This is a genomic window from Chryseobacterium sp. CFS2 (assembly GCF_036543225.1).
Taxonomy (GTDB): domain Bacteria; phylum Bacteroidota; class Bacteroidia; order Flavobacteriales; family Weeksellaceae; genus Chryseobacterium; species Chryseobacterium culicis_A.
In genome coordinates this window covers 79,000-105,190 of the sequence record NZ_JAZHQU010000009.1, presented here as the reverse complement: position 1 = coordinate 105,190, position 26,191 = coordinate 79,000, and the positions used below count along the sequence as shown (strand labels likewise).

At 35.4% G+C, this 26,191-nt stretch carries 30 protein-coding genes; 22 read left to right on the top strand and 8 right to left on the bottom strand.

The features are described 5' to 3' along the window. Positions 1-106: 106 nt before the first annotated feature. From rplI to ODR02_RS19360, 7 genes are all read right to left on the bottom strand, one after another. Positions 107-610, bottom strand: a complete 504-nt coding sequence (gene rplI / locus ODR02_RS19390) for a 50S ribosomal protein L9 (RefSeq protein ID WP_209784254.1) — start codon at positions 608-610, stop codon at positions 107-109. Positions 611-720: 110 nt separating this feature from the next. Next, positions 721-1,023, bottom strand: coding sequence for a 30S ribosomal protein S18 (gene rpsR, locus ODR02_RS19385; protein WP_034706728.1), 303 nt, complete (start codon positions 1,021-1,023; stop codon positions 721-723). A 32-nt stretch (positions 1,024-1,055) separates the two neighbouring features. Further along, entirely contained in the window at positions 1,056-1,397 is a 342-nt protein-coding gene (gene rpsF, locus ODR02_RS19380; RefSeq protein WP_105682125.1) for a 30S ribosomal protein S6, read from the bottom strand. Between the two features lie 143 nt (positions 1,398-1,540). Beyond that, positions 1,541-2,896: a chloride channel protein gene (locus tag ODR02_RS19375; RefSeq protein ID WP_309513201.1), complete on the bottom strand. Its 1,356-nt coding sequence runs from the start codon at positions 2,894-2,896 to the stop codon at positions 1,541-1,543. Positions 2,897-2,938: 42 nt separating this feature from the next. Further along, the gene (locus ODR02_RS19370) at positions 2,939-3,535 is read right to left on the bottom strand and encodes a hypothetical protein (protein WP_331835782.1); all 597 of its coding nucleotides are present in this window, start codon (positions 3,533-3,535) and stop codon (positions 2,939-2,941) included. Between the two features lie 280 nt (positions 3,536-3,815). Next, a complete protein-coding gene (locus tag ODR02_RS19365; RefSeq protein WP_309513199.1) occupies positions 3,816-5,123 on the bottom strand; it encodes a dihydrolipoamide acetyltransferase family protein in 1,308 nt (435 codons plus the stop codon). Between the two features lie 63 nt (positions 5,124-5,186). Beyond that, a complete protein-coding gene (locus tag ODR02_RS19360; RefSeq protein ID WP_105682129.1) occupies positions 5,187-6,014 on the bottom strand; it encodes an SAM hydrolase/SAM-dependent halogenase family protein in 828 nt (275 codons plus the stop codon). A 133-nt stretch (positions 6,015-6,147) separates the two neighbouring features. Between ODR02_RS19360 and ODR02_RS19355 the strand changes: the two genes are divergently transcribed. The 6 genes from ODR02_RS19355 (at position 6,148) to ODR02_RS19330 (ending at position 11,119) form a co-directional block, all read left to right on the top strand. Then, positions 6,148-7,107 carry a PhoH family protein gene (locus ODR02_RS19355; RefSeq protein WP_309513198.1) on the top strand — a complete coding sequence of 320 codons (960 nt, stop codon included), beginning with the start codon at positions 6,148-6,150 and terminating at the stop codon, positions 7,105-7,107. 119 nt (positions 7,108-7,226) lie between these two features. Then, positions 7,227-7,889 (top strand): porin family protein, encoded by a 663-nt coding sequence (locus tag ODR02_RS19350; protein ID WP_309513197.1) that lies wholly within the window; start codon positions 7,227-7,229, stop codon positions 7,887-7,889. A gap of 145 nt (positions 7,890-8,034) precedes the next feature. After that, positions 8,035-8,535: a hypothetical protein gene (locus ODR02_RS19345; RefSeq protein ID WP_079241869.1), complete on the top strand. Its 501-nt coding sequence runs from the start codon at positions 8,035-8,037 to the stop codon at positions 8,533-8,535. Between the two features lie 458 nt (positions 8,536-8,993). Further along, the gene (locus tag ODR02_RS19340) at positions 8,994-9,650 is read left to right on the top strand and encodes an outer membrane beta-barrel protein (protein WP_105682132.1); all 657 of its coding nucleotides are present in this window, start codon (positions 8,994-8,996) and stop codon (positions 9,648-9,650) included. A gap of 71 nt (positions 9,651-9,721) precedes the next feature. Then, the gene (locus ODR02_RS19335) at positions 9,722-10,384 is read left to right on the top strand and encodes an outer membrane beta-barrel protein (RefSeq protein ID WP_209784260.1); all 663 of its coding nucleotides are present in this window, start codon (positions 9,722-9,724) and stop codon (positions 10,382-10,384) included. Positions 10,385-10,456: 72 nt separating this feature from the next. Next, complete coding sequence (locus ODR02_RS19330; protein ID WP_309513196.1) at positions 10,457-11,119, top strand: porin family protein; 663 nt, start codon at positions 10,457-10,459, stop codon at positions 11,117-11,119. Positions 11,120-11,188: 69 nt separating this feature from the next. Here ODR02_RS19330 and ffh read toward each other — a convergent pair whose 3' ends face one another. Then, on the bottom strand, positions 11,189-12,550 hold the full coding sequence (ffh, locus tag ODR02_RS19325; RefSeq protein ID WP_309513195.1) for a signal recognition particle protein: 1,362 nt from the start codon (positions 12,548-12,550) through the stop codon (positions 11,189-11,191). A gap of 176 nt (positions 12,551-12,726) precedes the next feature. On the opposite strand from ffh, the gene ODR02_RS19320 reads away from it, so the two are divergent. The 16 genes from ODR02_RS19320 to ODR02_RS19245 all read left to right on the top strand — a co-directional run bounded on the left by ODR02_RS19320 (position 12,727) and on the right by ODR02_RS19245 (position 26,137). Then, complete coding sequence (locus ODR02_RS19320; RefSeq protein WP_047374405.1) at positions 12,727-13,098, top strand: hypothetical protein; 372 nt, start codon at positions 12,727-12,729, stop codon at positions 13,096-13,098. A gap of 59 nt (positions 13,099-13,157) precedes the next feature. Continuing rightward, positions 13,158-14,255, top strand: a complete 1,098-nt coding sequence (gene atpB, locus ODR02_RS19315; protein WP_309513194.1) for a F0F1 ATP synthase subunit A — start codon at positions 13,158-13,160, stop codon at positions 14,253-14,255. Between the two features lie 47 nt (positions 14,256-14,302). Continuing rightward, positions 14,303-14,497, top strand: a complete 195-nt coding sequence (atpE, locus tag ODR02_RS19310) for an ATP synthase F0 subunit C (protein WP_002979108.1) — start codon at positions 14,303-14,305, stop codon at positions 14,495-14,497. 83 nt (positions 14,498-14,580) lie between these two features. Next, a complete protein-coding gene (locus tag ODR02_RS19305) occupies positions 14,581-15,078 on the top strand; it encodes a F0F1 ATP synthase subunit B (RefSeq protein ID WP_002979110.1) in 498 nt (165 codons plus the stop codon). A 2-nt stretch (positions 15,079-15,080) separates the two neighbouring features. Next, the gene (gene atpH, locus ODR02_RS19300) at positions 15,081-15,620 is read left to right on the top strand and encodes an ATP synthase F1 subunit delta (RefSeq protein ID WP_105682137.1); all 540 of its coding nucleotides are present in this window, start codon (positions 15,081-15,083) and stop codon (positions 15,618-15,620) included. Between the two features lie 16 nt (positions 15,621-15,636). Then, positions 15,637-17,214, top strand: coding sequence for a F0F1 ATP synthase subunit alpha (atpA, locus tag ODR02_RS19295; RefSeq protein ID WP_209784263.1), 1,578 nt, complete (start codon positions 15,637-15,639; stop codon positions 17,212-17,214). Between the two features lie 76 nt (positions 17,215-17,290). Beyond that, positions 17,291-18,154, top strand: coding sequence for an ATP synthase F1 subunit gamma (gene atpG, locus ODR02_RS19290; RefSeq protein ID WP_105682139.1), 864 nt, complete (start codon positions 17,291-17,293; stop codon positions 18,152-18,154). Between the two features lie 264 nt (positions 18,155-18,418). After that, positions 18,419-19,777, top strand: coding sequence for a hemolysin family protein (locus ODR02_RS19285; protein ID WP_209784264.1), 1,359 nt, complete (start codon positions 18,419-18,421; stop codon positions 19,775-19,777). A 10-nt stretch (positions 19,778-19,787) separates the two neighbouring features. Further along, on the top strand, positions 19,788-20,093 hold the full coding sequence (locus ODR02_RS19280) for an ATP-dependent Clp protease adaptor ClpS (RefSeq protein ID WP_105682141.1): 306 nt from the start codon (positions 19,788-19,790) through the stop codon (positions 20,091-20,093). A 208-nt stretch (positions 20,094-20,301) separates the two neighbouring features. Beyond that, positions 20,302-20,916 (top strand): uridine kinase, encoded by a 615-nt coding sequence (gene udk, locus ODR02_RS19275; RefSeq protein WP_034697618.1) that lies wholly within the window; start codon positions 20,302-20,304, stop codon positions 20,914-20,916. A gap of 4 nt (positions 20,917-20,920) precedes the next feature. Beyond that, on the top strand, positions 20,921-21,277 hold the full coding sequence (locus tag ODR02_RS19270) for an FtsB family cell division protein (RefSeq protein WP_034697620.1): 357 nt from the start codon (positions 20,921-20,923) through the stop codon (positions 21,275-21,277). Positions 21,278-21,385: 108 nt separating this feature from the next. Beyond that, on the top strand, positions 21,386-22,549 hold the full coding sequence (locus ODR02_RS19265; protein ID WP_309513193.1) for a methylmalonyl-CoA mutase family protein: 1,164 nt from the start codon (positions 21,386-21,388) through the stop codon (positions 22,547-22,549). A 75-nt stretch (positions 22,550-22,624) separates the two neighbouring features. Beyond that, positions 22,625-23,005, top strand: a complete 381-nt coding sequence (locus ODR02_RS19260; RefSeq protein WP_309513192.1) for a GxxExxY protein — start codon at positions 22,625-22,627, stop codon at positions 23,003-23,005. A 33-nt stretch (positions 23,006-23,038) separates the two neighbouring features. Further along, entirely contained in the window at positions 23,039-24,187 is a 1,149-nt protein-coding gene (locus ODR02_RS19255; protein WP_309513191.1) for a class I SAM-dependent methyltransferase, read from the top strand. 140 nt (positions 24,188-24,327) lie between these two features. Beyond that, positions 24,328-24,600, top strand: a complete 273-nt coding sequence (locus ODR02_RS19250) for a hypothetical protein (RefSeq protein WP_309513190.1) — start codon at positions 24,328-24,330, stop codon at positions 24,598-24,600. A gap of 157 nt (positions 24,601-24,757) precedes the next feature. Further along, positions 24,758-26,137, top strand: a complete 1,380-nt coding sequence (locus tag ODR02_RS19245; protein ID WP_209784270.1) for a dipeptidase — start codon at positions 24,758-24,760, stop codon at positions 26,135-26,137. Positions 26,138-26,191: the final 54 nt, after the last annotated feature.

Sequence of the window (26,191 nt, the reverse complement as noted above, 5' to 3'; positions counted from 1 at the left end):
AAGGGGTGGATTTTTGCATAGCAAAAAGACGGGGTAGTTCAATAAAAAAACCACCTCAATAAATTGAAGTGGTTTTGTATTGTGAGAAAATCTCAGTTGCTTAAAATTAAGCTTCTTCAGATTTTACTTCTTCTTTTTTAGCAGCTGGTGCAGCTACAACTGGAGCGTCAGATACGATATCGAATTCGAAATTGTACTCAACGTTTCTGTGTAGTCTGATGTTTGCAGTTACTTTACCAGTTCTCTTAATAGTGTTCCCTGGGATTTTGATATATTTCTTCTCTACAGAAACTCCAGCTTTAGCAAGAGCAGCAGAAAGATCTGCATTGTTGATAGATCCGAATAATTTGTCACCAGAACCTACTTTTGCAGGAATAGTGATAGAAGTTTTCTTCAATTGCTCAACTACAGCGTTAGCAGCAGCGATTAATTTAGCTTCTTCTTCTTTTCTAGCTTCTAAAGTAGCCTCTAGAGCAGCTTTGTTTTTTGGGGTAGCTAAAAGAGCAATTCCTTGAGGAATTAAGAAGTTTCTAGCATAACCTGGCTTTACGCTTACTGTATCAAACTCAAGTCCTAAGTTTTCTACGTCTTGTTTTAGGATGATATCCATTGTTGTTGTCCTTTTTTAAGATTTTAGAATATTCTAAAATCAAGTTAGAATTAATTATTTATTCAGCAACAAAAGAAGAGATTGCTCTCTTCTTTTATTTATTTTTTGTCTTATTTCAATAAGTCAGCTACGTAAGGTAGTAAAGAAAGGTGTCTTGCTCTTTTGATAGCAGCAGAAACTTTTCTTTGGTATTTTAAAGAAGTTCCAGTGTATCTTCTTGGTAAGATTTTACCTTGCTCGTTTACAAATTGTAATAAGAAGTCAGCATCTTTGTAGTCAACGTGCTTAATTCCGTATTTTTTGAATCTACAATATTTCTTTTCAGATTTTGTATTGATATCAAGTGGAGTAAGGAATTTTACTTCTGATTCTCCTCCTGCAGAGGCTTGTTTAGCCATTTCATCTATTGCCATGTCTTGTCTTTTTTAAAAAATAGGGTTAATAATTAAGCTTTAGCTGCTTTTACTTTAGCTCTTCTTGTTACAGCGTACTCAATAGCATGCTTGTCAAGTTTTGTAGTAAGGTAACGGATTACTCTCTCGTCACGTTTGAATGCTAATTCTAAGTCAGCTACTACAGTACCTTCTCCTTTAAATTCGATTAAAGTATAGAACCCATTCTTTTTCAATTGGATTGGGTAAGCTAATTTTTTTAATCCCCAGTTTTCTTTAGCAACGATTTCGCAGTTCTTTTCTTTGATAAGATCTACATACTTGTTCACTGCTTCCTCTACCTGCGACTCAGATAGAACGGGAGTTAAAATGAAAACAGTTTCGTAATTGTTCATAATGTTAAATGAATTTGTTAATTATTTCGAGGTGCAAAAGTAGAAAATATATTTCTTATATGCAAGAGTACTCGCGAAAATTGAGCGAAAATATCTTCTCATCCAACAATTGATAGGAATGCTTTTTAAGACAGGCGATCTTATTATGAATCTTTTCCCCTTAATTCTGTTAAAAAATTCACCTTCAATACATCATACAGAGAATGTCTGCTCACCAGAATAGAAGCAATAGAAGAGACCATTCCTGCAAGCATCAGATGGAAAATTAATGAATGCCTGTCCGTCATTTCCAGAACAATAATTGCTGAAGTAAACGGGGCTCTGGTAATTCCGGTAAGAAAAGCCACCATTCCGGCCAGAACGACAACATTCGTTTCGTTAGGGGTTAAATGAATTGCTCCCGAAATAACAGAACCTATACTGGCACCCGCAGAAAGAGCCGGAGCGAAAATTCCGCCAGCACCTCCCGAAGTGAATGAAAGGGCAGGGCCAAGCATTCTTAAGATAGGCACGTACCAGTCTTCATGCTTGTCTTTGGTAAAAAGAACCCGTTCCATGATTTCTTTTCCCGAACCCAAAATTTCCCTGTTGATGAAATAAGCGATTGAAGCAATAATCAATGCGCAAATAATCAGGAATATCACATTCGATTTATCTGTTTTCAGTTTTTTCTTTTTCCAGCTATTGAGTGTAAGCATAACCACAGAGAGCTGACTGGCAAGGATACCGGCAGTGGCTGCAACAAGTATAATGGGAAGCATAACCATTAAGGAAACATCATTGGTTTTAGGATATCCCAGATATAAATAAGATCCCGCCAAGGTTTGTGCGGTAAGGCCGGCAATAATTACAGCCGTAAATAAAGCTGTTTTAAAATAATTGATATGGGTTTTTGACAGTTCTTCCACAGCGAAAACAATTCCACCAAGCGGAGTGTTGAACGCAGCTGCGAGCCCGGCTGCTGCTCCTGTCATAATCATATTTTTTTTGGAAATTTTCGGCCACCACTCCGGAAGATATTCATTGACTTTTCTGAAAACAGAGCCTGCAATCTGAATGGTAGGTCCTTCACGTCCCACAGCGCCTCCACCGATGACCAGAATGACAGAGGAAAGGATTTTGAAAAAAATGATTTTGATGCTTAAAAGATTTCTGATTTTACGGTGTTCTTTCGGATTAGCAAGTTCTACAGCTGCCATCACCTGTGGAATACCACTTCCTTTAGCATTGGGTGCAAATTCTTTCACCAGCCACCAGGATAGTACAAATCCGACAGGAGCAATAATGAAAATCATCCATGCATGCCAGTCAAAAATAAAATTCATCAAATGTTCACCCCAGGCAAATATCTGCGCATACATAACGGCAAAGAAACCTGTAATCACAGATCCTATCCAAAAAGGAATGGCTTGAAGGAGATTGTGCTTCAGCTGCTCATTCCTGATATTGTCGAAGGAATTTTTAATGGATTTTTTAATAAGGATGAAAATTTTCAGCATTTATTAATTTAGAGGAGTAAAAATACGTGTTTTTTGCAGATTTTATATTTTTTCTAAAAACTTTGAGATCATTTCAGCGTTTTCAACGGTAAGGGATTCCGGGATTCCGAAACTCAAAATAGAATTTCTGACTTCAAGTTTAAAATCTTCATTAGGAAAATTTTTTACTGTTTCTTTTCTCTTTGGGGTTAAAAAATTCATGACTTTATATTGATCACTTCCCAAAACATAAAAATCTTTGAAATCATGATCTTTAAAATTGACATTAAAACTACTGAAAATTCCTGCAATCTTATCCATCAATCTTTTCTTGTTAATGGAAATATACCCAAAATCTTCTTCAAGTTTTTTTAATCCCCAAAGTTGAATGGTATCAAATTTACGGCCTAAGCGACCACCTCTAGATGTAACCCCAACTTTACTGACAACAAAAAGGTAGAAAGAACTGTTATTATTTATGTCCTTTACCCGGTAACAAATTTGGGGGATGAATAATGGATATATATCATGCGAACTGAATTGTTCATAGGGAGAGTCTTCAATATCAATCACTGAAATATCATAATCTATAGAAAGCTGATCGTAAACTTCAGTAATGAGTTTTTCATCCTGCTCAGTGAAGGCAGAAAATTTTGTCATGTCATACTTTCTGTAATCCAAATCCATTATTGAGTATTATTTGTTTAAAAATAATGCTAATAAATAGAACTTCCAAAAAAGTTTTGATAATAAAATACTAGGTTTGTTTAATTAAATATTTGATAATTAATTTGTATTTTTATTGCGTATTTATAATTTATTTCATGTGATGTTTGTGCTTTTGAAATTTTGTATAATTTAACGATTGAAAAATAAAAAAAACCTCCAAAAATCGGAGGTTTAGTATGTAAAGTCAGCAAAATTATTTATTGCTCATTACTTATATTTCTGTGTTCAGATCCCAGTTTTCAAGGTAGTCGTGAACATGTTTCAGCATCATTCCACCTAGGGAACCATCTACCACTCTGTGGTCATAAGAGTGAGACATGAACATTAGGTTTCTGATAGCGATTACATCACCGTCCGCTGTTTCAAGAACTGCAGGCTTCTTAACGATAGCTCCGATCGCTAAAATAGCTACCTGAGGCTGAGGAATGATTGGGGTACCCATAAGGTTTCCGAAACTTCCAACGTTAGAAATTGTATAAGTTGCTCCCTGAGTATCTTCAGGTCTTAATTTTTTGTTTCTTGCTCTGTAAGCTAAATCGTTGATGGCTTTTGCAAGACCAGAAAGTGATAACTGATCGGCATTTTTAATTACAGGAACAATAAGGTTTCCGTCCGGAAGGGCAGTAGCCATACCGATGTTGATGTTTTTCTTTTTGATGATGTTTTCACCATTTACAGAAACATTGATCATTGGGAAATCCTGGATTGCTTTCACTACAGCTTTTACGAAAATCGGCATGAAAGTCAGTTTTTCACCCTCACGTTTTTCGAATACCGCTTTGTTTTTATTTCTCCATTTTACAACGTTGGTAACGTCTGTTTCAATGAAAGATGTTACGTGTGGAGCAATTTGTTTTGCTTTTACCATGTTTTCAGCGATGATCTTTCTCATTCTGTCCATTGGAATGATCTCATCACCTGCATTTACCGGAATCGTAGCTGCTGGTGCAGATACTGCTGGTTTTGGTGCAGAAGCTGCTTGTACAGGTGCTGCCTGCTGAGCCGGCTGACTTCCTCTGTTAGCAACATAAGCTAATATATCTTCTTTGGTAATTCTTCCTTCCAAACCGCTTCCTTTGATAGATTTCAGTTCAGTTTCAGAAATTTTTTCCTGTTGTGCGATAGATTTTACAAGTGGAGATAAATAAAGATCTCCTGAGAATTCTACGTTTGAAGCAGCCACTGTTTGTAAAGGCTCTTCAATCGCTTTTAAAGTGTCAGCATCCGGAGTAGCCGCCGGAGTTTCAGTTTTTACTTCTTCTGAAGCTGTGCCTTCTCCTTCAATTTCTAAAATAGCAATGGCTTCACCTACTTTTGCAACTTCATCTTTTTGCTTTAAAATTTTTACAATTTTCCCCGAAACTGGTGTCGGTACGTCTGAATCTACTTTATCTGTTGCAATTTCTACTACGGAGTCATCCTCCTTTACGTTATCACCTTCATTGAATAACCAAGTGATAATTGTCGCTTCCATAACACCTTCTCCCATGGAAGGAAGCAATAATTTGTATTCTGCCATTTTTGATTTTTAGATTTTGACAAATATATAAAAAAAATCGGTTTTTTTAAGAAATATATAATCTTAGCTGAATTCGATATAAATATTTTCACCTACATTCAATCCAAACAGGCTTTTAGCACCGTTTTTCTTGCTTCCTTTATAAATGGTAAGCTCCAATAACTGACTATCATTGAAGATTGCAGCAGACTGTCCATGGAATTCTGTCTCCCTTTCCCAGTCTGAAACCACTTCCGTATGGCTGGAAAATACTCGTGAAAGGCTTAGATTTCTGAATTTTATGGTAAAACCGGTATAGCCTTTACTGATGTTTTCAAAAAAATCTTTGTTGATATTTGATATTATATTTCCGAAATTATCAATATACGTGACTTCTCCAATGATCATTCCTTCCGATTCGTTATAAACCGCTCTTGGGAACATTAATTGTTTTGCTGATTGTATTTTTCTTCCTATCACCTCCGGAAGTCCGCCGTTGGCAAGATGCACTGCAGCAGGAACAAAAATGTCTGTAGAGGTAAAGTCGATGATGTCATCAAAACGGTTGTTCAATGTAAGCTCATAGATTGCCTCAGGCTTAATATCAAAAAATATAAGGCTTAAAAGGCCGTTGTCTGCAGCTAGGAAGTAGGATCCGTCAGCTTTATAAATGATATTCTTTCTGGATTTGTTATAAAAACTGTCTACAGAAAGAATGTGAATGCTTCCTTTTGGAAAATATTTATAGGCATTTCTTACAATATACGAAGTTTGTATAAGGTTGAATGCCTGGATGTCGTGGGTTATATCAATAATATTAACCTCAGGGTTTAGAGACAGAATTTTGCCTTTCACAGCGGCAACTCTGTAATCTAAATTTCCGAAATCCGAAGTAAGGGTAATAATTGACATGAGCAATTTATAGAATAGTGTAGTATTGCAAAGTTATTTAAAATAAAAAGAAAGCCCGAAAGATTGTTGAAAAGAATTTGATATAAATTTGAAAAAAAGCTTTAATTTTAAAATCTAAAAATAAAAATACTGCATGTTTGAATTAACATATGATTTGGAAGATATCGATGCGAAAATCTTCTATGGAGTTAATAACCAATATTTCAACTTAATAAAATCAAGCTTTCCCACCATTAAAATTACAGGAAGAGATCATTTCGTCTTTGCCATGGGAAATCAGGAAGCTTTAGACATACTGAAACAAAAACTGGATGATATTGTCAGTTTTATCTCTAAAAACAATTCAATAGGACTGAAAGACGTTGAAAATATATTGAATATTAAAGACGAAAATGAGAAACAACTGGTATTTGACCAGGATATTATTGTAAAAGGTGTCAATGGAAAAGTGATTAAGGCCAAGACGACCAATCTTAAAAAGCTGGTAAAGGAAACAGAGAAAAAGGACATGGTTTTTGCTATTGGCCCTGCCGGAACCGGAAAAACATATACCAGTGTGGCATTGGCAGCAAGAGCTTTAAGGGATAAGGAAGTAAAAAGAATTATCTTGACAAGACCAGCTGTAGAAGCAGGAGAGAGTTTAGGATTTCTGCCGGGTGACCTTAAAGAAAAGCTGGATCCGTATTTACAGCCTTTATACGATGCACTTCGTGATATGATTCCGCATGAAAAACTGGAAGGTTTCATGGAGAAAAAAGTAATTGAGGTAGCACCATTGGCTTTCATGAGAGGACGTACGCTTGATGATGCTTTTGTGATTCTTGATGAAGCGCAGAATACTACCCATGCACAGATGAAAATGTTTCTTACCAGAATGGGTATGAATGCTAAATTTATTATCACAGGAGATCCTACCCAGGTCGATTTACCACCAAAACAGCAATCCGGGTTGAAAGAAGCAATGAGGATTTTACATGGAGTGAAGGAGATCGGGTTTGTGCATCTTACAGAAGAGGATGTAGTAAGACATCCTGTGGTAAGAAAAATTATTCTTGCTTATAATGATGAAGAGAAAAGACTAAGAAACGACTAAGGTTGGATGAGTAAAAGTTTCTATTAACCTTTTATTAACCTTAAATTGGTTAGTTAAAATTTGTTAATTTGAAAAAAATAATTAGTTTTGCAGACCTTAAATGTAAAAACTAATTAAACATGAAAAAACTTTTACTTATGGCAGCAGTTGCTGTTATGGGAATTTCCGCAAATGCACAGGAATTTCGATTTGGTCCAAAAGCTGGTTTCGCAATGTCAACTATTAAACTGGATGATAAGCAAGACGATCTTGACGGAAGAAAAATGTCTGCTAAATATACCTTCTATATCGGAGGAATGGCTGAGTACAAATTCAATGATAACTTTGCTGTTCAGGTAGAGGTTTTATACTCACCACTTGGGGCTAAAGAAAAAATTGATGGAGTAAATGCCGGAGGAATGTATTTTGGTGAGTCGACTAAGATTACTTTTGGAACGCTTTTAATTCCTGTTTCTGCAAAATATTTCATTACAGAAGGCTTCTCATTAGCGGCAGGTGTTAACGTAGGGCTTATCCTTACTGCTAAGCAAAAGACGGTGATCGGATCAGACTTCCTTGATGTAGAAGTGGAAGGCGAAGGTGGTGATGTAGATATTAAAAAAGATATCAAATCCCTTAACCTTGCTCCTTTCTTAGGAGTGGAATATATGTTGGAAAACGGACTTTTCTTTGATGCAAGATACAGTTTAGGAGTATCCAACCTATCTAACGACAACAGCGGAGGTTCTGTGAAAAACAGCTTTGCTCAGGTGGGAGTAGGTTTCAAATTCGGAGGAAACTAATTCTGAAAATTTTATAAAGAAATAATAAAAAATCAGGGCAATTTTTGTCCTGATTTTTTGTTGTACCATAGCTCATTCATTTAAACTCTCTTTATGATGAAAAATAATTAGTATTTTTGCAGGGTAATTCAAAGCTACTAAAAAAATGAAAAAACTATTATTACTAGGTGCTTTTGCACTTTTAGGAGGTGCTGCTCAAGCGCAGGAAGGTTTTAAAATTGGTGGACACATTGGTGTTCCTGTATCTGATGCAAGTGATGTATCTTCGTTTACATTAGGGGTAGATGCAGCTTATATGTGGAATATTGCTAAAGGTCTTGACCTTGGGGTAACCACAGGATATTCTCATTTCTTCGGAAAAGATCACTTTGATGATTTTGGATTTGTTCCTGTAGCTGTTTCAGGGAAATATAGATTTAAAGGAGCTCCTATCTTTGTAGGATTAGACCTTGGATACGGTATTTCTACAAAAGATGGTGTAGATGGTGGTTTCTATGCACAGCCTAAATTTGGATATCAAATGTCTAAAGGAGAGTTGTACATCGGATATCAATCTATCAGCAACAAGCGTGACCTTCCAGGATGGGGAAGCTATAGCTGGAATGTAGGAGCGGTTAACATTGGTTATAATTTCTTTTTGAAATAAGAAAAGCAATTGCATATGAAACTCCGGCCGAAGGCCGGAGTTTTTTGATTAGTTATATATAGACTGTATGGATTCCTGATCAGGAATTTTTAATAGAGTAGATCTATAACGATTAGAAATAAGGAAAAATAACCTTAAATAATAAACATTTGTTTGAATTTTAAGAGTTAATAACTTTAAAATTAATGGTTTAGGTTAATTTATTTTAGCATTCTTCCAGAATTCATGGGGTTTTGCAAAAAAACACAAAATTTAAAAAGTCAAATATATTTGTCTCCTGTTGAAAAAAAATGATTTTTTTATTCATAATTTTGTGAAAAACTTAACAACTTCTCTGAACTAGGATTTATTTTTACAAAACTCTAAATTTTAACAATGATATTAATCACATTAACAAATTTTAATATTAGTGGGGACCACTGTAAATTTGCCCTCAGAAAGTATTAAAATTTTTTAAAATGAAAAAAATATTATTAGCGGGTGCTGTTGCACTTTTCGGTTTATCAAATGCTCAGATTGCTAAAGGAACTACATATTTATCAGGATCTGTTGGTTATTCTCAAGAAGAATCTAACAACGGTAATCTTAAAAAAGAAAACTTCAACGTATTACCTACAGTTGGATATTTCGTAAACACTAACTTAGCAGTTGGATTAGGAATTGGTTACCAAACTGAAAAAAATACAGCAACTACTACTGCAACTTTAGGAAACACTACAGTTGTAAACGAAAGCATCGTTAAAACTCCAGCTTTTGTTGTTGCTCCATTCGTAAGAAAATACTGGACTTTATCTGACAAGTTATATTTCTTCGGACAATTAGCAGTGCCAATGCAGTTTGGAAAAACTGAAACTGAAACTAACTCTGTAGCTACTTCTGGAAATACAGTGGTTACAAACTCTACTTCTACTGAAGCTAAATACACTAAAATCGGTGTTACTGTGAAGCCAGGTTTAGATTATTTCTTAAACAAAAACTGGTCTATCGAAGCTACTATCGGTGAGTTCGGTTATAGCAACTACAAGCCAAAAGATGGTGATGCTACAAACAACTATAACTTCGGATTGAATTTATCTTCTGTAACTTTCGGAGTTAAATATGTATTTGCAAAATAATAAACAAAGCATATAGCAAGAAAGCCCTGAGAAACTCTTAGGGCTTTTTTTTATAGAAAACTAATATAATCATGAAAAGAATCGTATTGATGGGCGCTGTTGCGCTTTTCGGTTTGTCAAATGCACAGATTGCAAAAGGAACTTCTTATCTTTCAGGTCAGGTAGGATATTATCACAGTGAGAAAAATGAATTTGAAACCAAGAGAAAGGATGATGTGATCAGAATCCTTCCTACGGTGGGTTATTTCGTTAATAACAACTTAGCATTAGGACTTGGTATAGGCTATAAAAATGCCGTTACAAAATATGAAGTAAGTAGTCCTGGATTCTTTAATACCGTTGAGATTAAAGATACGGATAATGCATTTGTTGTTGCTCCATTCGTGAGGAAATATTGGACTTTATCCGATAAATTATACATCTTTGGACAATTACAGGTTCCGTTAGAGTTTGGAAAGGAAAAAGTGGATTTTAACAGTGAAGGTGATGGTGGAGATCCTATACTTTCCGCTCCATTTGCACAAAAAAATAACTATACGAACATTGGAGTGAATATCAAACCAGGACTGGATTATTTCCTGACGAAAAACTGGTCAATTGAAGCAACAATAGGAGAGTTTGGATACAATACTTACAAAAGAGATATTGACGGAGCAAGAAGAGCTGATGATTACAAATTTGGCATCAGTTTAACTTCCGTGACTTTTGGAGTTAAATATGTATTTGCAAAATAATAGATAAAATATATACATTAGTCCTGAGATAATTGTCTTAGGACTTCTTTATTATAAAACTATTTAATAATCATGAAAAAAATCTTATTAGCGTCTGCAATCGCTTTATTTGCAGGTTTAAACGCACAAACTACATTCGGGTTAAAAGCAGGCTATGCTTTATCAAAACTGAATACCAGTGAAGGAGACTTTGAGTTTGGCGGAATTGAAGGCGGTATGAAATCTAAATCGGGGTTTTATGTTGGGGGCTTGGTTGAGCATAAATTCAATAACAAGTTTGCTATTCAGGGAGAGCTTGAATATGCCAATCTTGGAGGAAAAGCAGAAGTTTCAATGCCTGGCATTACAGTAACTGAAAAGATGAATCTTAACAGAATCGTAATCCCTGTTTCTGCAAGATATTATGTAACTCCGGAACTCGGTATTTATGCAGGTCCTTATGTAAGTTTTAAGACGAATAATAAAGTGAAGTTTGAAATGAGCGGTCCGAATGCAGGGATGGCGGATCTTTCAGGAATCAGAGAGGGAGAACGTTATGTAGAAAGATATTTGAATGATACTTTAAAATCCACTGATTTCGGTTTATTCTTAGGTGCTGATTACACTATTCATAAAGGGTTATTTGTAGATGCACGCTATAGTTTTGGTCTTACCAATATGATCAAAAATCCTGTAGATGGAGAGACTTTAAAAATGAATTTCTTCCAGCTTGGACTAGGGTATAAGTTTAAATAAACAGATCATCATAAAAACAAAAAACTCTCAGAATTCCTGAGAGTTTTTTTATGAATGATTTTTTCTTTCTTATTTTCCAAACATTCCACCCATTCCAGGCATATTTGGCATTTTGCTCATCATCTGCATCATTTGCTTTCCTTGCGGTCCCTGCATCATCTTCATCATTTTACCCATCTGCTCGAATTGTTTCATCAGTTGATTCACATCTTCCACTTTTCTTCCGGCACCTTTAGCAATTCTGCCTTTTCTCTGTGTATTGATGATAGAAGGTCTTCTTCTTTCTTCAGGAGTCATAGAATAAATGATGGCTTCAATGTGTTTGAATGCATCATCACTGATTTCTACGTCTTTGATGGCTTTTCCTACTCCCGGAATCATTCCCATCAAATCCTTCATATTACCCATCTTCTTGATCTGGTTGATCTGCTTAAGGAAATCATCAAAACCGAATTCGTTTTTAGCGATTTTTTTGTGAAGTTTTTTAGCTTCCTCTTCGTCAAACTGCTCCTGAGCTCTTTCTACCAGGGAAACAACGTCTCCCATTCCCAGGATTCTGTCTGCCATCCTTTCCGGGTAGAAAAGATCTAAAGCTTCCATTTTTTCTCCTGTAGAGATAAATTTGATTGGCTTTTCAACAACAGAACGGATTGTCAATGCAGCTCCTCCTCTTGTATCACCATCTAATTTCGTTAAAACAACTCCGTCAAAGTTCAAAGCATCGTTGAATGCTTTTGCAGTATTCACCGCGTCCTGACCAGTCATAGAGTCTACTACGAAAAGAGTTTCCTCCGGCTTGATGAAATAATGTACGGATTTGATCTCGTTCATCATCTGCTCATCAATTGCTAAACGACCTGCTGTATCCACGATGACAACATCATGGTTGTTGGCTTTTGCAAAATTGATTGCATTTTCAGCAATGGTAGACGGATTGTTAGATCCTTCTTCAGTGTAAACAGGAACTTTGATCTGTCCTCCCAACACTTTCAGCTGGTCAATTGCTGCAGGACGGTAAACGTCACATGCTACCAATAAAGGTTTTTTATTTCTTTTTGTCTGTAAATAATTAGCAAGCTTTCCTGAGAAAGTAGTCTTACCAGAACCCTGAAGACCCGCAATAAGGATTACAGTAGGTTTTCCTGAAAGATTAATTCCTTCCTGAGAACCTCCCATCAGGTCTACCAATTCATCATGAACAATTTTTGTCATCAATTGTCCCGGAGTAAGGGAAGTAAGAACGTTTTCTCCTAATGCTTTATCCTGAACTCTTTTTGTAAGATCTTTTGCAACTTTATAGTTAACGTCGGCATCCACCAATGCTCTACGGATCTCCTTAACGGTTTCCGCTACATTGATTTCAGTAATTTTTCCTCTACCGGAAATATTATGTAATGCCTTGTCTAATTTATCCTGTAAACTATTAAACATATTTATTGTAAATTATAGGTTTGCAAAAATAAGGAATTTTTAGCATATCCAAAGTGTTTGAACACGTAATATTATATATATACGTAATATTATTATAGACAAGAAAAATGATAAATATCAAATCATGGTATAATCCGATAGAAAAAGTCTATTTTTGCGATCAATTAAAATATAGAATGAAAATCAATCCCAATATTCTTGTTGTCATTTTATTCTTTCTGACATTCCTTGTACATTTTTCTCTTTGGAAATTTGTTTTTCACCTGGATGAAATTGTGATCATAAAATTTTACCTTTTTCTGAGTGTCATGTTTATGATGATGATTACGCTGATCATCTTAATCAATAGAGTAGCACCGGAATTTTTAGGATTGTCTGTTATTGGTTTGATTCTTTTAAAATTCGGTTTAATGTACTTAATCAGAAAAAAACTGAACTTTGAAGTGATTCCTGGCTATAAATTTCATTTTATTATTCCCTATTTTGTCCTGACAGCACTGCTTACATACTATGCGATCAAGCTGATTAATCATGATAAAAAACAGTAAAATAATTTATTGAAACTAGAAAAAATATCATATTTTTGCACAACGAAAAAAACCTATCAATGTTTAAGAAATTCGCAGTTTTATTCTACAGTATTTTTGTATTAAACTTAGTGTCTGCACAGCACGGTGAAGCTCCTGCTGGGGCAGCTCCTGCTCAAGAGCTTTCAGAGAAAGACAAAGTAAGCAAAGAAAACAAAGAGTTCATCGATCATCACTTGTTGGATGCACATGATTTCACATTGATGGTTGATAAAGAAGGTCATCACATTGGTTTCCCTCTTCCTGTTATTATCTATGATAACGGTTTCCACTCTTTCATGAGTAACAAAGAAGGGTTCATGCACGGAGAGCCTACTGAAGTAGACGGTTCTTTTTATGTATTGCACCATGAGAAAATCTATAAGACTGATGCTGCCGGAACTTTAACACTTGGTGAAGATGGTCATCCTACAAATGTAAAGCCTTTAGATCTTTCTATTACAAAAAGTGTATTGATCATTTTATTAGTGTCAATCTTTATGTTTGTATTATTTGTTGGAATGGCTAAATCTTATAAGAAATCAGCAGTTCCTACAGGTGTTGCAAGATTCTTAGAGCCCCTAATCATCTTTGTAAGAGACGAGGTTGCTATTCCGAACATCGGACATAAGTATAAAAGATTTATGGGTTATTTATTAACTGTATTCTTCTTTATTCTTTTCCTTAACGTTCTTGGATTAATGCCTTTCGGAATCAATGTTACAGGTAATATTACCATGACATTCTTCCTTGCTATCCTTACTTATTTGATTACAACGTTCTCAGCAAATAAAGATTACTGGAAACATATCTTCTGGATGCCGGGAGTACCAGTTCCAATGAAGTTGATTATGCTTCCTATTGAATTGTTAGGAACAATCACTAAGCCATTCGCTTTGATGATCCGACTTTTTGCCAACATGACGGCAGGTCACATCGTAGTAATGAGTTTGATCGGATTGATCTATGTATTTAAGAATTTTATTGCAGGGGTTGCATTCCCGTTCCTTACATTGGTAATTTATTTACTGGAAGTATTGGTAGCATTCCTACAGGCTTATATCTTTACGATGTTATCAGCTCTGTTTATCGGAATGGCGGTAGAAGAGCACGAGCACGAACATCATGCTGCTCACTAATTGAAATTATAAATTAAAGTAAAACAAATTTTTTAAAATTATATATTATGGAAATCCCTAAAATTGTAGGTGCTGGTATCGTAGTACTAGGTGTAGGTATCGGTCTTGGTAAAATCGGAGCTGCTGCTCTTGAAGCTATCGCTAGACAACCTGAGCAATCTGGAAAAATCCAAACAGCTATGCTTATCGCAGCTGCACTTGTAGAAGGTGTTGCGTTTGCTGCTCTATTCGCGGTAAACTAATTAAAATCAGACCATTATCTGTGACGGTTGGTTACAGGTAATGGTTCTTTAAAAAAAGTAATAATTATTTATACATTTATATAATGGAATTAATTCATCAGTTTTCATCAGGATTATTTATTATCCAGTCTGTTATTTTTCTAGCATTATTATTTTTGTTAGGTAAATTCGCTTGGAAACCTATTTTAAAGTCTATCAATGACAGAGAAACATCTATTGTTGACGCTCTTAATCAAGCTAAATTAGCAAGAAAAGAAATGGAAACTTTAAAAGAGGATAACGAAAGAATCATTCGTGAAGCTAAAATCGAAAGAGATGCTATCCTTAAAGAAGCTAGAGAAATTAAAGACAGAATCGTAGGAGAAGCTAAAGATGTTGCTAAAGCTGAAGGAGACAAAATGATCGAAGCTGCTAAACAGACTATCAATGCTGAGAAGAATGCTGCTATGGCAGACATCAAAACTCAAATCGGTACTTTATCTGTAAACATTGCTGAGTCTATTTTGAAACAAAAATTAGACAACAGCGAAGCTCAAAACGAATTAGTTCAAAATTATTTAAACAAATCAAACCTTAACTAAGAATGCTTACATCTAAAGTAGCTAAAAGATACGCACAAGGTTTACTTGATTTTACCAATGAATCAGGTCAAACGGCTACTGTATTTTCTGAAATGAAAGATGTAGTGAAGATCATGAAAGAGTCTGCGGACTTAAATAAATTTTTCATGACTCCTTATATCGATTCAAAAAAGAAAATAGAAGTAGCAAACGAAATTTTCAAAGGTTTATCTGTTTCTTCTCAAAATCTGATCAGATTGGTGATTAAACACGGACGTGAAACCCAATTGAAAAATATCGCTCAGGAATTCATCAACAAAGTTGAAGACCTTAGTGGTGTACAGAGAGTAACACTTACTACAGCAACTCCGCTTTCAAAAGAGAACCTTGACCAGATTTTAAGATCTACAAATCTTGTAAATGCTGATTCGAACTTTGATCTGAAAGTAAATGTGAAGCCTGAAATTCTTGGAGGATATGTTCTAAGAGTAGGTGACCAGCAGGTAGACGCGTCTGTGAAGACAAAATTGAACCAAGTTAAAAAAGATTTCCAATTAAATTAAGAAAAACAACCATACAATGGCAGAAATAAATCCGGCAGAAGTATCTGCGATCTTAAAACAGCAATTGGCCAACTTCGATACTCAATCAAACGTTGAGGAAGTAGGTACAGTTTTAACCATCGGTGATGGTATTGCTCGTGTATACGGGTTAGAAAACGTACAATACGGAGAGTTGGTGAAATTTTCTAGTGATGTAGAAGGTATTGTACTTAACCTTGAAGAAGACAACGTGGGTGTTGCTCTACTTGGTGAAAGTAAATTAGTAAAAGAAGGTGATACAGTAAGAAGAACAAACAGAATCTCTTCTATCAAAGTAGGAGAAGGAATGTTAGGAAGAGTAGTTGATACTCTTGGTAACCCTATCGATGGTAAAGGTCCTATTACTGGGGATTTATACGAAATGCCATTGGAAAGAAAAGCTCCTGGAGTTATCTTCAGACAGCCTGTAACCGAGCCTTTACAATCTGGTATCGTTGCAATTGATGCGATGATTCCTGTAGGAAGAGGTCAGAGAGAGCTTATCATTGGTGACAGACAAACAGGTAAAACTACTGTTGCGATTGATACGATCATCAACCAAAGAGAATTTTTTGATGCAGGTAACCCTGTATATTGTATATATGTTGCAATCGGTCAGAAAGCATCTACCGTTGCACAAATCGTTAAAACACTTTCTGATAAAGGAGCTTTAGCTTATACGGTAATCGTTGCAGCTAACGCATCAGATCCAGTTCCAATGCAGGTATATTCTGCAATGGCAGGAGCTTCTATCGGTGAGTTCTTCAGAGACACTGGTAGACCAGCGCTTATCGTTTATGATGATTTATCTAAACAAGCTGTTGCTTACCGTGAGCTTTCTCTACTATTGAGAAGACCACCGGGCCGTGAAGCTTACCCTGGAGACGTTTTCTATCTTCACTCAAGACTATTGGAAAGAGCAGCAAAAGTAATCGCTGATGATAACATTGCTAAGCAAATGAACGATTTGCCAGAGTCTCTTAGACCAATCGTGAAAGGAGGTGGTTCATTAACTGCCCTTCCAATCATTGAAACTCAGGCGGGTGACGTTTCTGCATATATCCCTACAAACGTAATCTCTATTACAGACGGACAGATCTTCTTGGAGTCTGATCTATTCAACTCAGGGGTTCGTCCTGCAATCAACGTAGGTATCTCTGTATCGAGAGTAGGAGGTAATGCTCAGATCAAATCAATGAAAAAAGTTTCTGGTACTCTTAAATTAGACCAGGCTCAATATAAAGAACTGGAAGCATTTGCTAAATTCGGTTCTGACCTTGATGCTTCTACTTTAGCAGTGATCTCTAAAGGAGAAAGAAACGTAGAAATCCTTAAGCAGCCGGTAAATGCACCACTTCCTGTAGACAGTCAGGTAGCGATCGTATATGCTGGAACAGAAAACTTAATGAGAAACGTTCCTATCAGAAAAATCAAAGAATTCCAAAACGAATATATCGAGTTCCTAAGATCTAAGCACCCTGATACTATGGCTGCTATTAAGGCTGGAAAAATCGATAACGATATTACAAGTGTTCTTAAGCAGGCTGCTAATGATTTAGCTTCTAAATACAACTAAAAAATTCAATGTTTAAGGTTTAAAATATAATGTTTTAAGCCTTAAACTTTAGACCTTAAACTTTGAACCCAAATTAATGGCAAACTTAAAAGAAATACGAGGCAGAATTACGTCAATTTCATCTACGATGCAGATTACCCGTGCTATGAAAATGGTTTCCGCTGCGAAACTTAAAAAAGCACAGGATGCAATTGTAATGCTAAGACCATATTCTGAAAAATTACAGGAACTTATCCAGAATGTAAATTCTAGTTCAGATCCTGATCAGATTTCTGTATATGCTCAGAAAAGAGAGGTTAAAAGAATACTTTTCATCGCTGTTACTTCAAACAGAGGTCTTGCGGGAGCTTTTAACTCTTCAATTGTAAAAGAGCTTAATCTTCAGTTCCAGAACAAGTCTCAATATGAGATCGAAGTTCTTCCTGTAGGTAAAAAAGCATTTGATGCTGTAAGAAGAAACCGTTCAGTATATGCTAATGGAAGCTCTGTTTATGATAATCTGAACTTTGATGCTGTTGCTCATATCACTGAAGGGGTAATGACAAGTTTCAGAGAAGGTAAATTTGACGAAGTATATGTTATTTATAATAAATTCGTTAATGCAGCGACTCAGGAAGTAACAACAGAACAACTTCTTCCCATCTCAATGCCTGAGAATACAGAGCCACAGGTAGAAACAGATTATATCTTTGAACCAAACAGGGCTGAGATTTTGGATAACTTGATTCCAAAGTCTATCAAAACGCAGGTTTTCAAATCAATCCTTGATTCAGTAGCATCTGAGCACGGAGCGAGAATGACAGCAATGCACAAAGCAACAGATAATGCAGAAGCTTTGAGAAATGATCTTAAGATTTTCTATAACAAAGCAAGACAGGCAGCAATTACCAACGAAATCCTGGAAATTGTTTCTGGAGCAGAAGCTTTGAAAAATTCATAAAGAATTATTTTAACATACCATTAAAGCACCGAATTTATCGGTGCTTTTTATTTACATAAGGGTAAAACCGCTGTTAGTTGCTCAAAATTCTCTTTTGTCTAGAAATTTGAGAATACCCTTCGGTTATTTTTTTTATTCAAAAATAGCCATGTCTTATCCCTTCATTTTTTTCTTTGAAAAAATCCTCCATTGAAATAATCTATCCCGATTCAGGTTATTTTTATTTTGCCTATCTTTGTAGCTAATAAAATTTACAACTTCTAAATGGACTCGGACATAGTCAGGCTTTTGCTGGCCTTATTTCTTGTTTTACTAAATGGCTTTTTCGTAGCCGCAGAATTTTCAATTGTTAAAGTTCGTTACTCACAAATTCAGTTAAAAGCCGCAGAAGGAAACTCTATGGCTAAACAGGCAGAACATATCATCAAACATCTTGATGAATATCTTTCCGCTACACAGTTAGGTATTACATTGGCATCCCTTGCCCTTGGTTGGGTAGGAGAAAGTGCCCTGCATCATATTGTTGAAAATATTTTCACCTCTTTGAGTATTGATTTGACTCAGACAACCATTACCACAATTTCGGTGGTTACAAGTTTTGTCCTGATTACCATTATGCATATTGTATTTGGTGAGCTTATTCCAAAATCAATCGCAATCAGAAAATCTGAAGCAACTACAATGGCAACAGCAGTTCCGTTGAGAGTTTTTTACACGGTTTTCAAACCGTTTATCTGGTTGATGAACTCAATGTCAAATGGATTCCTTAGATTGGTTAAAATTCACCCGGCTTCCGAGCAGGAAATTCACTCTACGGAAGAACTTCAGCTTTTGGTAAAACAAAGTGCTGATAGTGGAGAAATTGAGGAAGAAAACTATGAGATCATCAAAAATGCATTTGATTTTACCGATCACTCTGCCAAGCAGATCATGGTTCCAAGACAAAATATTACTTCCATAGACTTTGAAGAAGATGTTAACGATATCATCAATAAAATTATGGACAGCGGTTATTCCCGTATTCCTGTTTATATTGATTCTATTGACAACATAATCGGAATTTTCTACACAAAGGAAATTATAAGAGAATTTGTGAAGAGAAAAGGAGATCTGGATCATGAAGACCTTAAAGATCTAATGCGTGATGCCTTTTTCGTAGTAGAAAGTAAAAAAGTTTCAGACTTACTGAAAACGTTCCAGCTGAAAAAACAACATATCGCCATCGTTATTGACGAATTTGGAGGAACAGAAGGAATTATTACCCTGGAAGATATTCTGGAAGAACTGGTAGGAGAAATTCAGGATGAAGAAGATGATGAAGAGAAAATCGTTGATAAAATAGCAGATAATACCTATTGGGTACAGGCTACACAGCCACTGGACGAAATCAATGAGTTCTTACCTAAAAAACTTCCTCTTTCCGAAGAAAGTGAGTACAACTCATTAGCCGGATTTATCCTTTATGAACTGGAAGAAATCCCTGAAGAAAACCAGGAGTTTGTTCTTGAGGACTATCACTTTAAAATTCTGAAAATGAATAATAAAAGTGTAGAATTGGTAGAACTGGTTTATCAGGAACCTAATGCAATTGATCATTTAGCAGATAAAATCGGAGAAGTTTAAAAGAGTTAGAATGAATTTTTACAACAGCATAAAAGACTACGAAAATCCAAAACGTCAGTATGAGGAAGAAGTCCTCGTTCTGGATGATACGGATGATGTATATAAACTGGTACTGCATAATGATGATATTCATACATTTGATTATGTAATAGACTGCCTGATCGAAATCTGTAAACATAGCCTTGAACAGGCAGAGCAATGTACAATACTTGTTCACTACAAAGGCAAATGTACCGTAAAAACAGGCTCAATGGATGTATTGAAGCCTATGCATGAAAAATTAATTTCACGCGAATTAACAAGCGAAATCGTATAAAATAAAATCCGACAAATTATTGTCGGATTTTTTTATTAAATCCGGAGGTGAAAATCGAGGAATAACAATAGATCACAAAGAACCGTCGCATTCCGGGAAATCTTTTAATCTTTAAATGCTTTAATCTTTTAATTTCTCAATATTCTTACATTGTCACATTTTATCTAAAATAGTATATTTGTACCAACTATAAAGAAACAAAAAAACAATGCTTGTAATAGGAATTGCCGGTGGTACAGGATCCGGCAAAACTACAGTTGTTGATAAAATACTTCAGCAGCTTGATATTGAGGGAATGAATATCCTCTCTCAGGATAATTATTATCATGACAACCAAGGTCTTACATTGACGGAAAGAGAAGCTCTAAACTATGACCATCCGAAATCTATAGACTTTGACTTACTGATAAAACATGTAAAAGCTTTAAAAAACAATGAGTCTATTGAACAGCCGATTTATAGCTTTGTTACACATTCCAGAACAGGAGATCATGTCACTGTAGAACCTAAAAATGTATTGGTAGTAGAAGGAATTCTTGTTCTTACCAACAAAGAATTACTGAAAGAATTTGATCTGAAAGTATTTGTTCATGCAGATTCTGACGAAAGACTGATCAGGAGGATCAGAAGAGATACCCAGGAAAGAGGAAGAGATCTGAGCGAAGTATTGCACCGTTATCAGACCACATTGAAACCAATGCACCAGGAATTCATTGAACCTTCTAAAAATGATGCGGATCTTATTATTCCCAACATGAAGCAGAATTCCGTAGCGATTGATTTTTTAACTACTGTTATTAAAAATTCGTTGAAAAAACATTAAAAAAATGGAAGAAAACAACCTTATCAAAGACATTCAGCCGAAATCTGAAACATTCAAACTTATCCAGAAATATGTTTTGAATAAGTATACCATTACGATCTGTCTGTTTTTGGTATGGATGATTTTTTTCGATAAAACCTCATTTCTTGTAATTAATGAACTGAATGGTGAGATTCATAAATATGAAGACCAGCTGGATTATTATAAAAAAGAATATGAGAAAAATGATGCTTTTTATAAAAAACTGATGAACAACAAATCAGAAAAAGAAAAGTATGCAAGAGAAAATTATTTTATGAAAAAACCAAATGAAGAGATCTTCATTCTGGTCGTAGACAGTACAAAAGTTGCTAAGAAATAAGAGCATGCTAAGCGTCAATAATGAATAGGTAATTCAGCTTGTTTGATAGTACTATTCACTTGTGAAACAAAATTCACCATTGACAATTCACAATTTAAACTAAAACTAATGTCAAATACAGATATACTTTCAAACTGGGAAAATTTAGTCAAAAAACAGCTTAAAACAGAGGATATTTACCCCGTTTTAGAAAAACAGAATCTGGAAGGAGTAGAGGTAAAGCCTTTTTATACGGAGGTTCGGAAGCCTTTGGTAAACCTGCCCAGAGTGGAAGAAAGTACCCATTTGGTAGCAAAATACCATGAAAGTTTAGAAGATGAAGTATTTGCATTTATTCTGGATCAGAATGTAGAAAACCTTGATCAGAAAACTCTTTTTGTTAATAATAAAGATCTTGCAGGACACATCAGTCCTAAAGAAGAAGATCAGTATTTTTCATTGATTGATGTTTTTAATGAAAAAGAAGGAAGTATTGATGATCAGCTGGTTAAAGAATTACTGTCAAAAGACTTTAAAAGAAACATCTGTGTTGATATTTCTCTGCATCAGAATGCCGGAGCTGCTATCTATCAGCAGCTTGGTATTGCCCTTGCAAAAGCTAAGGAATTAGTGGAAGCTTACGGAGCTGAAATTTTAAATAAACTGATCTTCAGAATAGCAGTAGGAGGAAGCTATTTCTTTGAAATGGCCAAACTGAGAGCTTTTAAAATCATTTTTAATCAGTTTTCAAAAGAGTACGGACTGGATGAAGTTCCTTACATCTTCGCGGAGACTTCGCTGAGAAATAAAGCCGTTTCTGATAATGAAAACAACCTGATCCGCTCTACACTGGAGCTTGCTTCTGCAATGATCGGTGGGGCAGACGCTGTTTTCTCCAATAATTATCTTGTAGCCAGAAGTACGGATAACTCGGAGGAAATCTCTTTCAAGCAACAGATTGTTTTAGCTTATGAAAGTATTATCAATGTATTTGAAGATGCTTCTAATGGAAGTTATTATGTTGAAGATATTACCCGGCAGTTTGCTGAAAAAGCATGGGCTTTATTTGTTGAAATAGAAGAAGCAGGAGGCTATCTTGAGCTGTTGAAACAAGGAGTTGTTCAGAAAAAGATTTATGATCACGCCATTGAAGAGCAGCAATGGATCGAAGAAGGGAAAATAAAGCTTATCGGAGTCAATTTATACCCTAAATTAGACGTTAAAAAGTCTATTGGAGATCTTTACACCGAAAAAGAGATAAAAGCGGTTCGTTGGGCTGAAATGTTTGAATAAACTGTATTGTTCCCTCAGATTTCTCAGATGACACAGATTTTTACAGGTGAACTGTAGAAACTAAATTATACACAAATGAAAGAAAATGAGATAAGTTTTTATATCAGGAAATCTATTTTTTCTGTATATAATGAGTTGGGACCAGGTTTATTGGAAAAAGTTTATGAGAAAGTCTTGGCACTTGAATTAAAAAATAACGGTTTATGCGTTAAAACCCAAGTTCCAATTCCCATAACATTTAAAGGAGTTTCTATTGACTCAAGCTTTATTGCGGATATCATTGTTGAAGACAAAGTGATCATCGAAATAAAATCAATTCCTGAAATAATCAATGTTCATCACAAGCAACTGTTAACTTATTTAAAATTAACCAAACTGAAATTAGGAATACTGGTTAATTTCAATACTGATTATATTGATAAAAGTATTATTCGAAAAATAAACGGAAACATTTAATAAGCATCATAATCTGTGCAATTTGTGAAATCTGTGGGAAATAAACTATCAAATAAAGAAATCCAAAACTACATCAATGCAAATCTGAATACAGATTTACACACCTTACTGTTGAAAAAATCTCCATTTCCGGAGGTTTCCATGCATGAAATTGTACAGCAGATCAAAGGAAAACAGGTTGCAGAAAGAAAATTTCCATTTCTCTTAAAAGAAGGCATCCTTTTTCCGCCACAGCTTAATCTGGAGCAGTCGTCATCTGAAAAAACAGCCCTTTATAAATCCGGAATTTTAAAAGGTAATACATTCATTGACCTGACAAGCGGTTTTGGTATTGATGCCTATTATCTATCTCAAAACTTTAACGATGTTACATTAATAGAGCAAAATACAGAGCTCCTGGAGATTGTCACCCATAATTGGAATACTTTGGGTCACCAGGCAAGATTTATTAATAAAAAACTCGAAGATTTTCTGGAGGAAAATAAGGAACATTTTGATGTTATCTATCTGGATCCTGCAAGAAGAGACCAGCAAAAAAATAAAGTATTTCTGTTAGAAGATTTGTCTCCAGACATTCTTGAGATTCAGACGAAATTAAGATCTATTTCCGATCAGGTAGTGATTAAGCTATCTCCACTTATTGATCTTAAATATCTGGTTTCAGTATTAGATGGGATTTCAAGGATTGATATTATTGCCCTGAAAAATGATGTTAAAGAAGTTGTAGTATTTCTTTCCAACGAAAATACAGAGAAGATTATTTGCCACTGTGTGAACCTTGAGAGTGTCGAATCTGCCTTTACTTTCAGATTTGGGGAAGAAGAAAATGCCGAGTCTGAATATTCTGAGCCTGAAAAATACATTTACATTCCCAATAACTCTATTTTGAAAGCAGGAGTTTTTAATTTGATTTCACAGAAATTCGGGTTAAAAAAGCTTCACCCTAACAGTCATTTTTATACCTCCAATCAAAAGAAAGGAGACTTTCCCGGGAGAATTCTGGAAGTGGAACTCGTTGACTCTAAAAATATTAAGAAAAAAGAACAGTATAATATCATTTCAAAAAATTACCCTCTAAAACCTGAAGAAATCAAAAAGAAATATGGTTTAAAAGACGGAGGCGACCAGTATCTTATTTTTACCCAATCCAAAAAAGGGAAAATAATATTAAAATCAGTATAAAAATGTTGCCGAAAAAAGCAGGATTTCTTACTTTTGGGCAATCAAAAATTTAAGCATGAAATCGCTTACTGTTTGGATGATCGGAATAGACTAAAAATAGGGCGGCTTCATATTACCTTTTAAAAAAAATAATTTTACATATGAAAAAATTAGTTATATGTTTAGCGATTGCAACGGTTGCGGTAAGCTGTAAGAAAGTTCCGCAAGGAGGAAACAAAGGTACTTTGAAACTTGAAGAAGGAGTAGAAAGATATTCTGATGATTCTCAGGGAGAAGCTCACGGACATGAAGCTGCTGCTACAGAGCACAAGGAAGAAGCTCACGCAAAACCAGAAGCTGCTGCTCCAAAAACAGACAGTACTGCGGCGGCAAAACCTGCTGAAACTGAAAAGGCTCCAAAAGCTGAACACTAATTAGAAGTACAAAATATATAAGTGCCCTGTTTCTGCAGGGCATTTTTTATTAAAAAAGATCGCTATAGAGCTCATTAGCATAACATTGGGAAAATCCTTTCTTTTTGTTTGCCCCTGCCAGGCATTTTTTTTAATTTTAACAAAATAAATTTTTACAATGCAAGAGACATTAAATTACATTAACGAAAACAAGCAGCGTTTCGTGGATGAATTATTTGAGTTATTGAGAATTCCTTCTATTTCTGCAGATCCCGCGTATAAAGAAGACGTTTTGAAATGTGCAGATGTAGTGGCAGCACACCTTAAAAATGCAGGCGCTGATAATGTTGAAGTTTGCCAGACCAAAGGATATCCAATTGTTTTCGGGGAGAAAATTTTAGATAAAAACTTACCTACAGTATTGGTATATGGACACTATGATGTTCAGCCGGCTGATCCGTTGGAATTATGGACAAAGCCGCCTTTTGAGCCTTATATTGAGAAAACGGAACTTCATCCTGAAGGAGCAATCTTCGCAAGAGGGTCTGCTGATGATAAAGGACAGTTTTTCATGCACCTGAAGGCTTTTGAGGCTATGATGAAAACCAATGCTCTTCCTTGCAATGTTAAATTTATCTTAGAAGGAGAAGAAGAAGTAGGATCTGTAAGCTTAGGAGACTGGGTAAATGAAAATAAAGAGAAATTAGCTTGTGATTGTATCTTAATTTCCGATACTCATATCTACAGTAACGAACAACCTACTGTTACAACAGGATTAAGAGGTTTAAGCTATGTAGAAGTAGAGGTGGAAGGTCCAAACAGAGACCTGCACTCAGGACTTTATGGTGGAGCTGTGCCGAACCCTATTCACGTTCTTTCAAGAATGATCGCAAATCTTATTGACGAAAACGGTCATATTACCATTGACGGATTCTATGATAATGTAGAAACCGTTTCTGATGCAGACAGAGCAGACATGAACAAATTGAAAGACAATCCTGAAGAATTCAAAAAATCAATCGGATTAAGCAATATCGAAGGTGAAAAAGGATATACAACTTTAGAAAGAACCTCTATTCGTCCTACATTAGACTGCAACGGAATCTGGGGTGGCTATACAGGAGAAGGGGCTAAAACGGTAATTCCTTCAAAAGCTTTTGCTAAAATTTCAATGCGTCTGGTTCCTTACCAGACTCCTCAGGAGATCACAGAAAAATTCACGAAATATTTCGAAAAGATCGCTCCGGATACAGTAAAAATTAAAGTTACCCCTCATCACGGAGGTATGCCTTATGTTTTACCAACAGATACAAAAGAATTTGCTGCCGCAAAACAGGCAATGGAATCAGCATTCGGAAAAGAAGTTCTTCCATACAGAGGAGGAGGAAGTATTCCTATTACAGCGATGTTTGAGCAGGTTTTAGGAGCTAAATCTGTATTGATGGGCTTCGGATTGGATTCTGATGCAATCCACTCTCCAAACGAGCATTACGGATTGTTCAATTTCTATAAAGGAATTGAGAGTATCCCGTTGTTTTTTGAAAATTATTCAAAATAATTACGAAAATAATAGACAATAAGGTATTTCTGCAAAAGAGATACCTTATTTTTT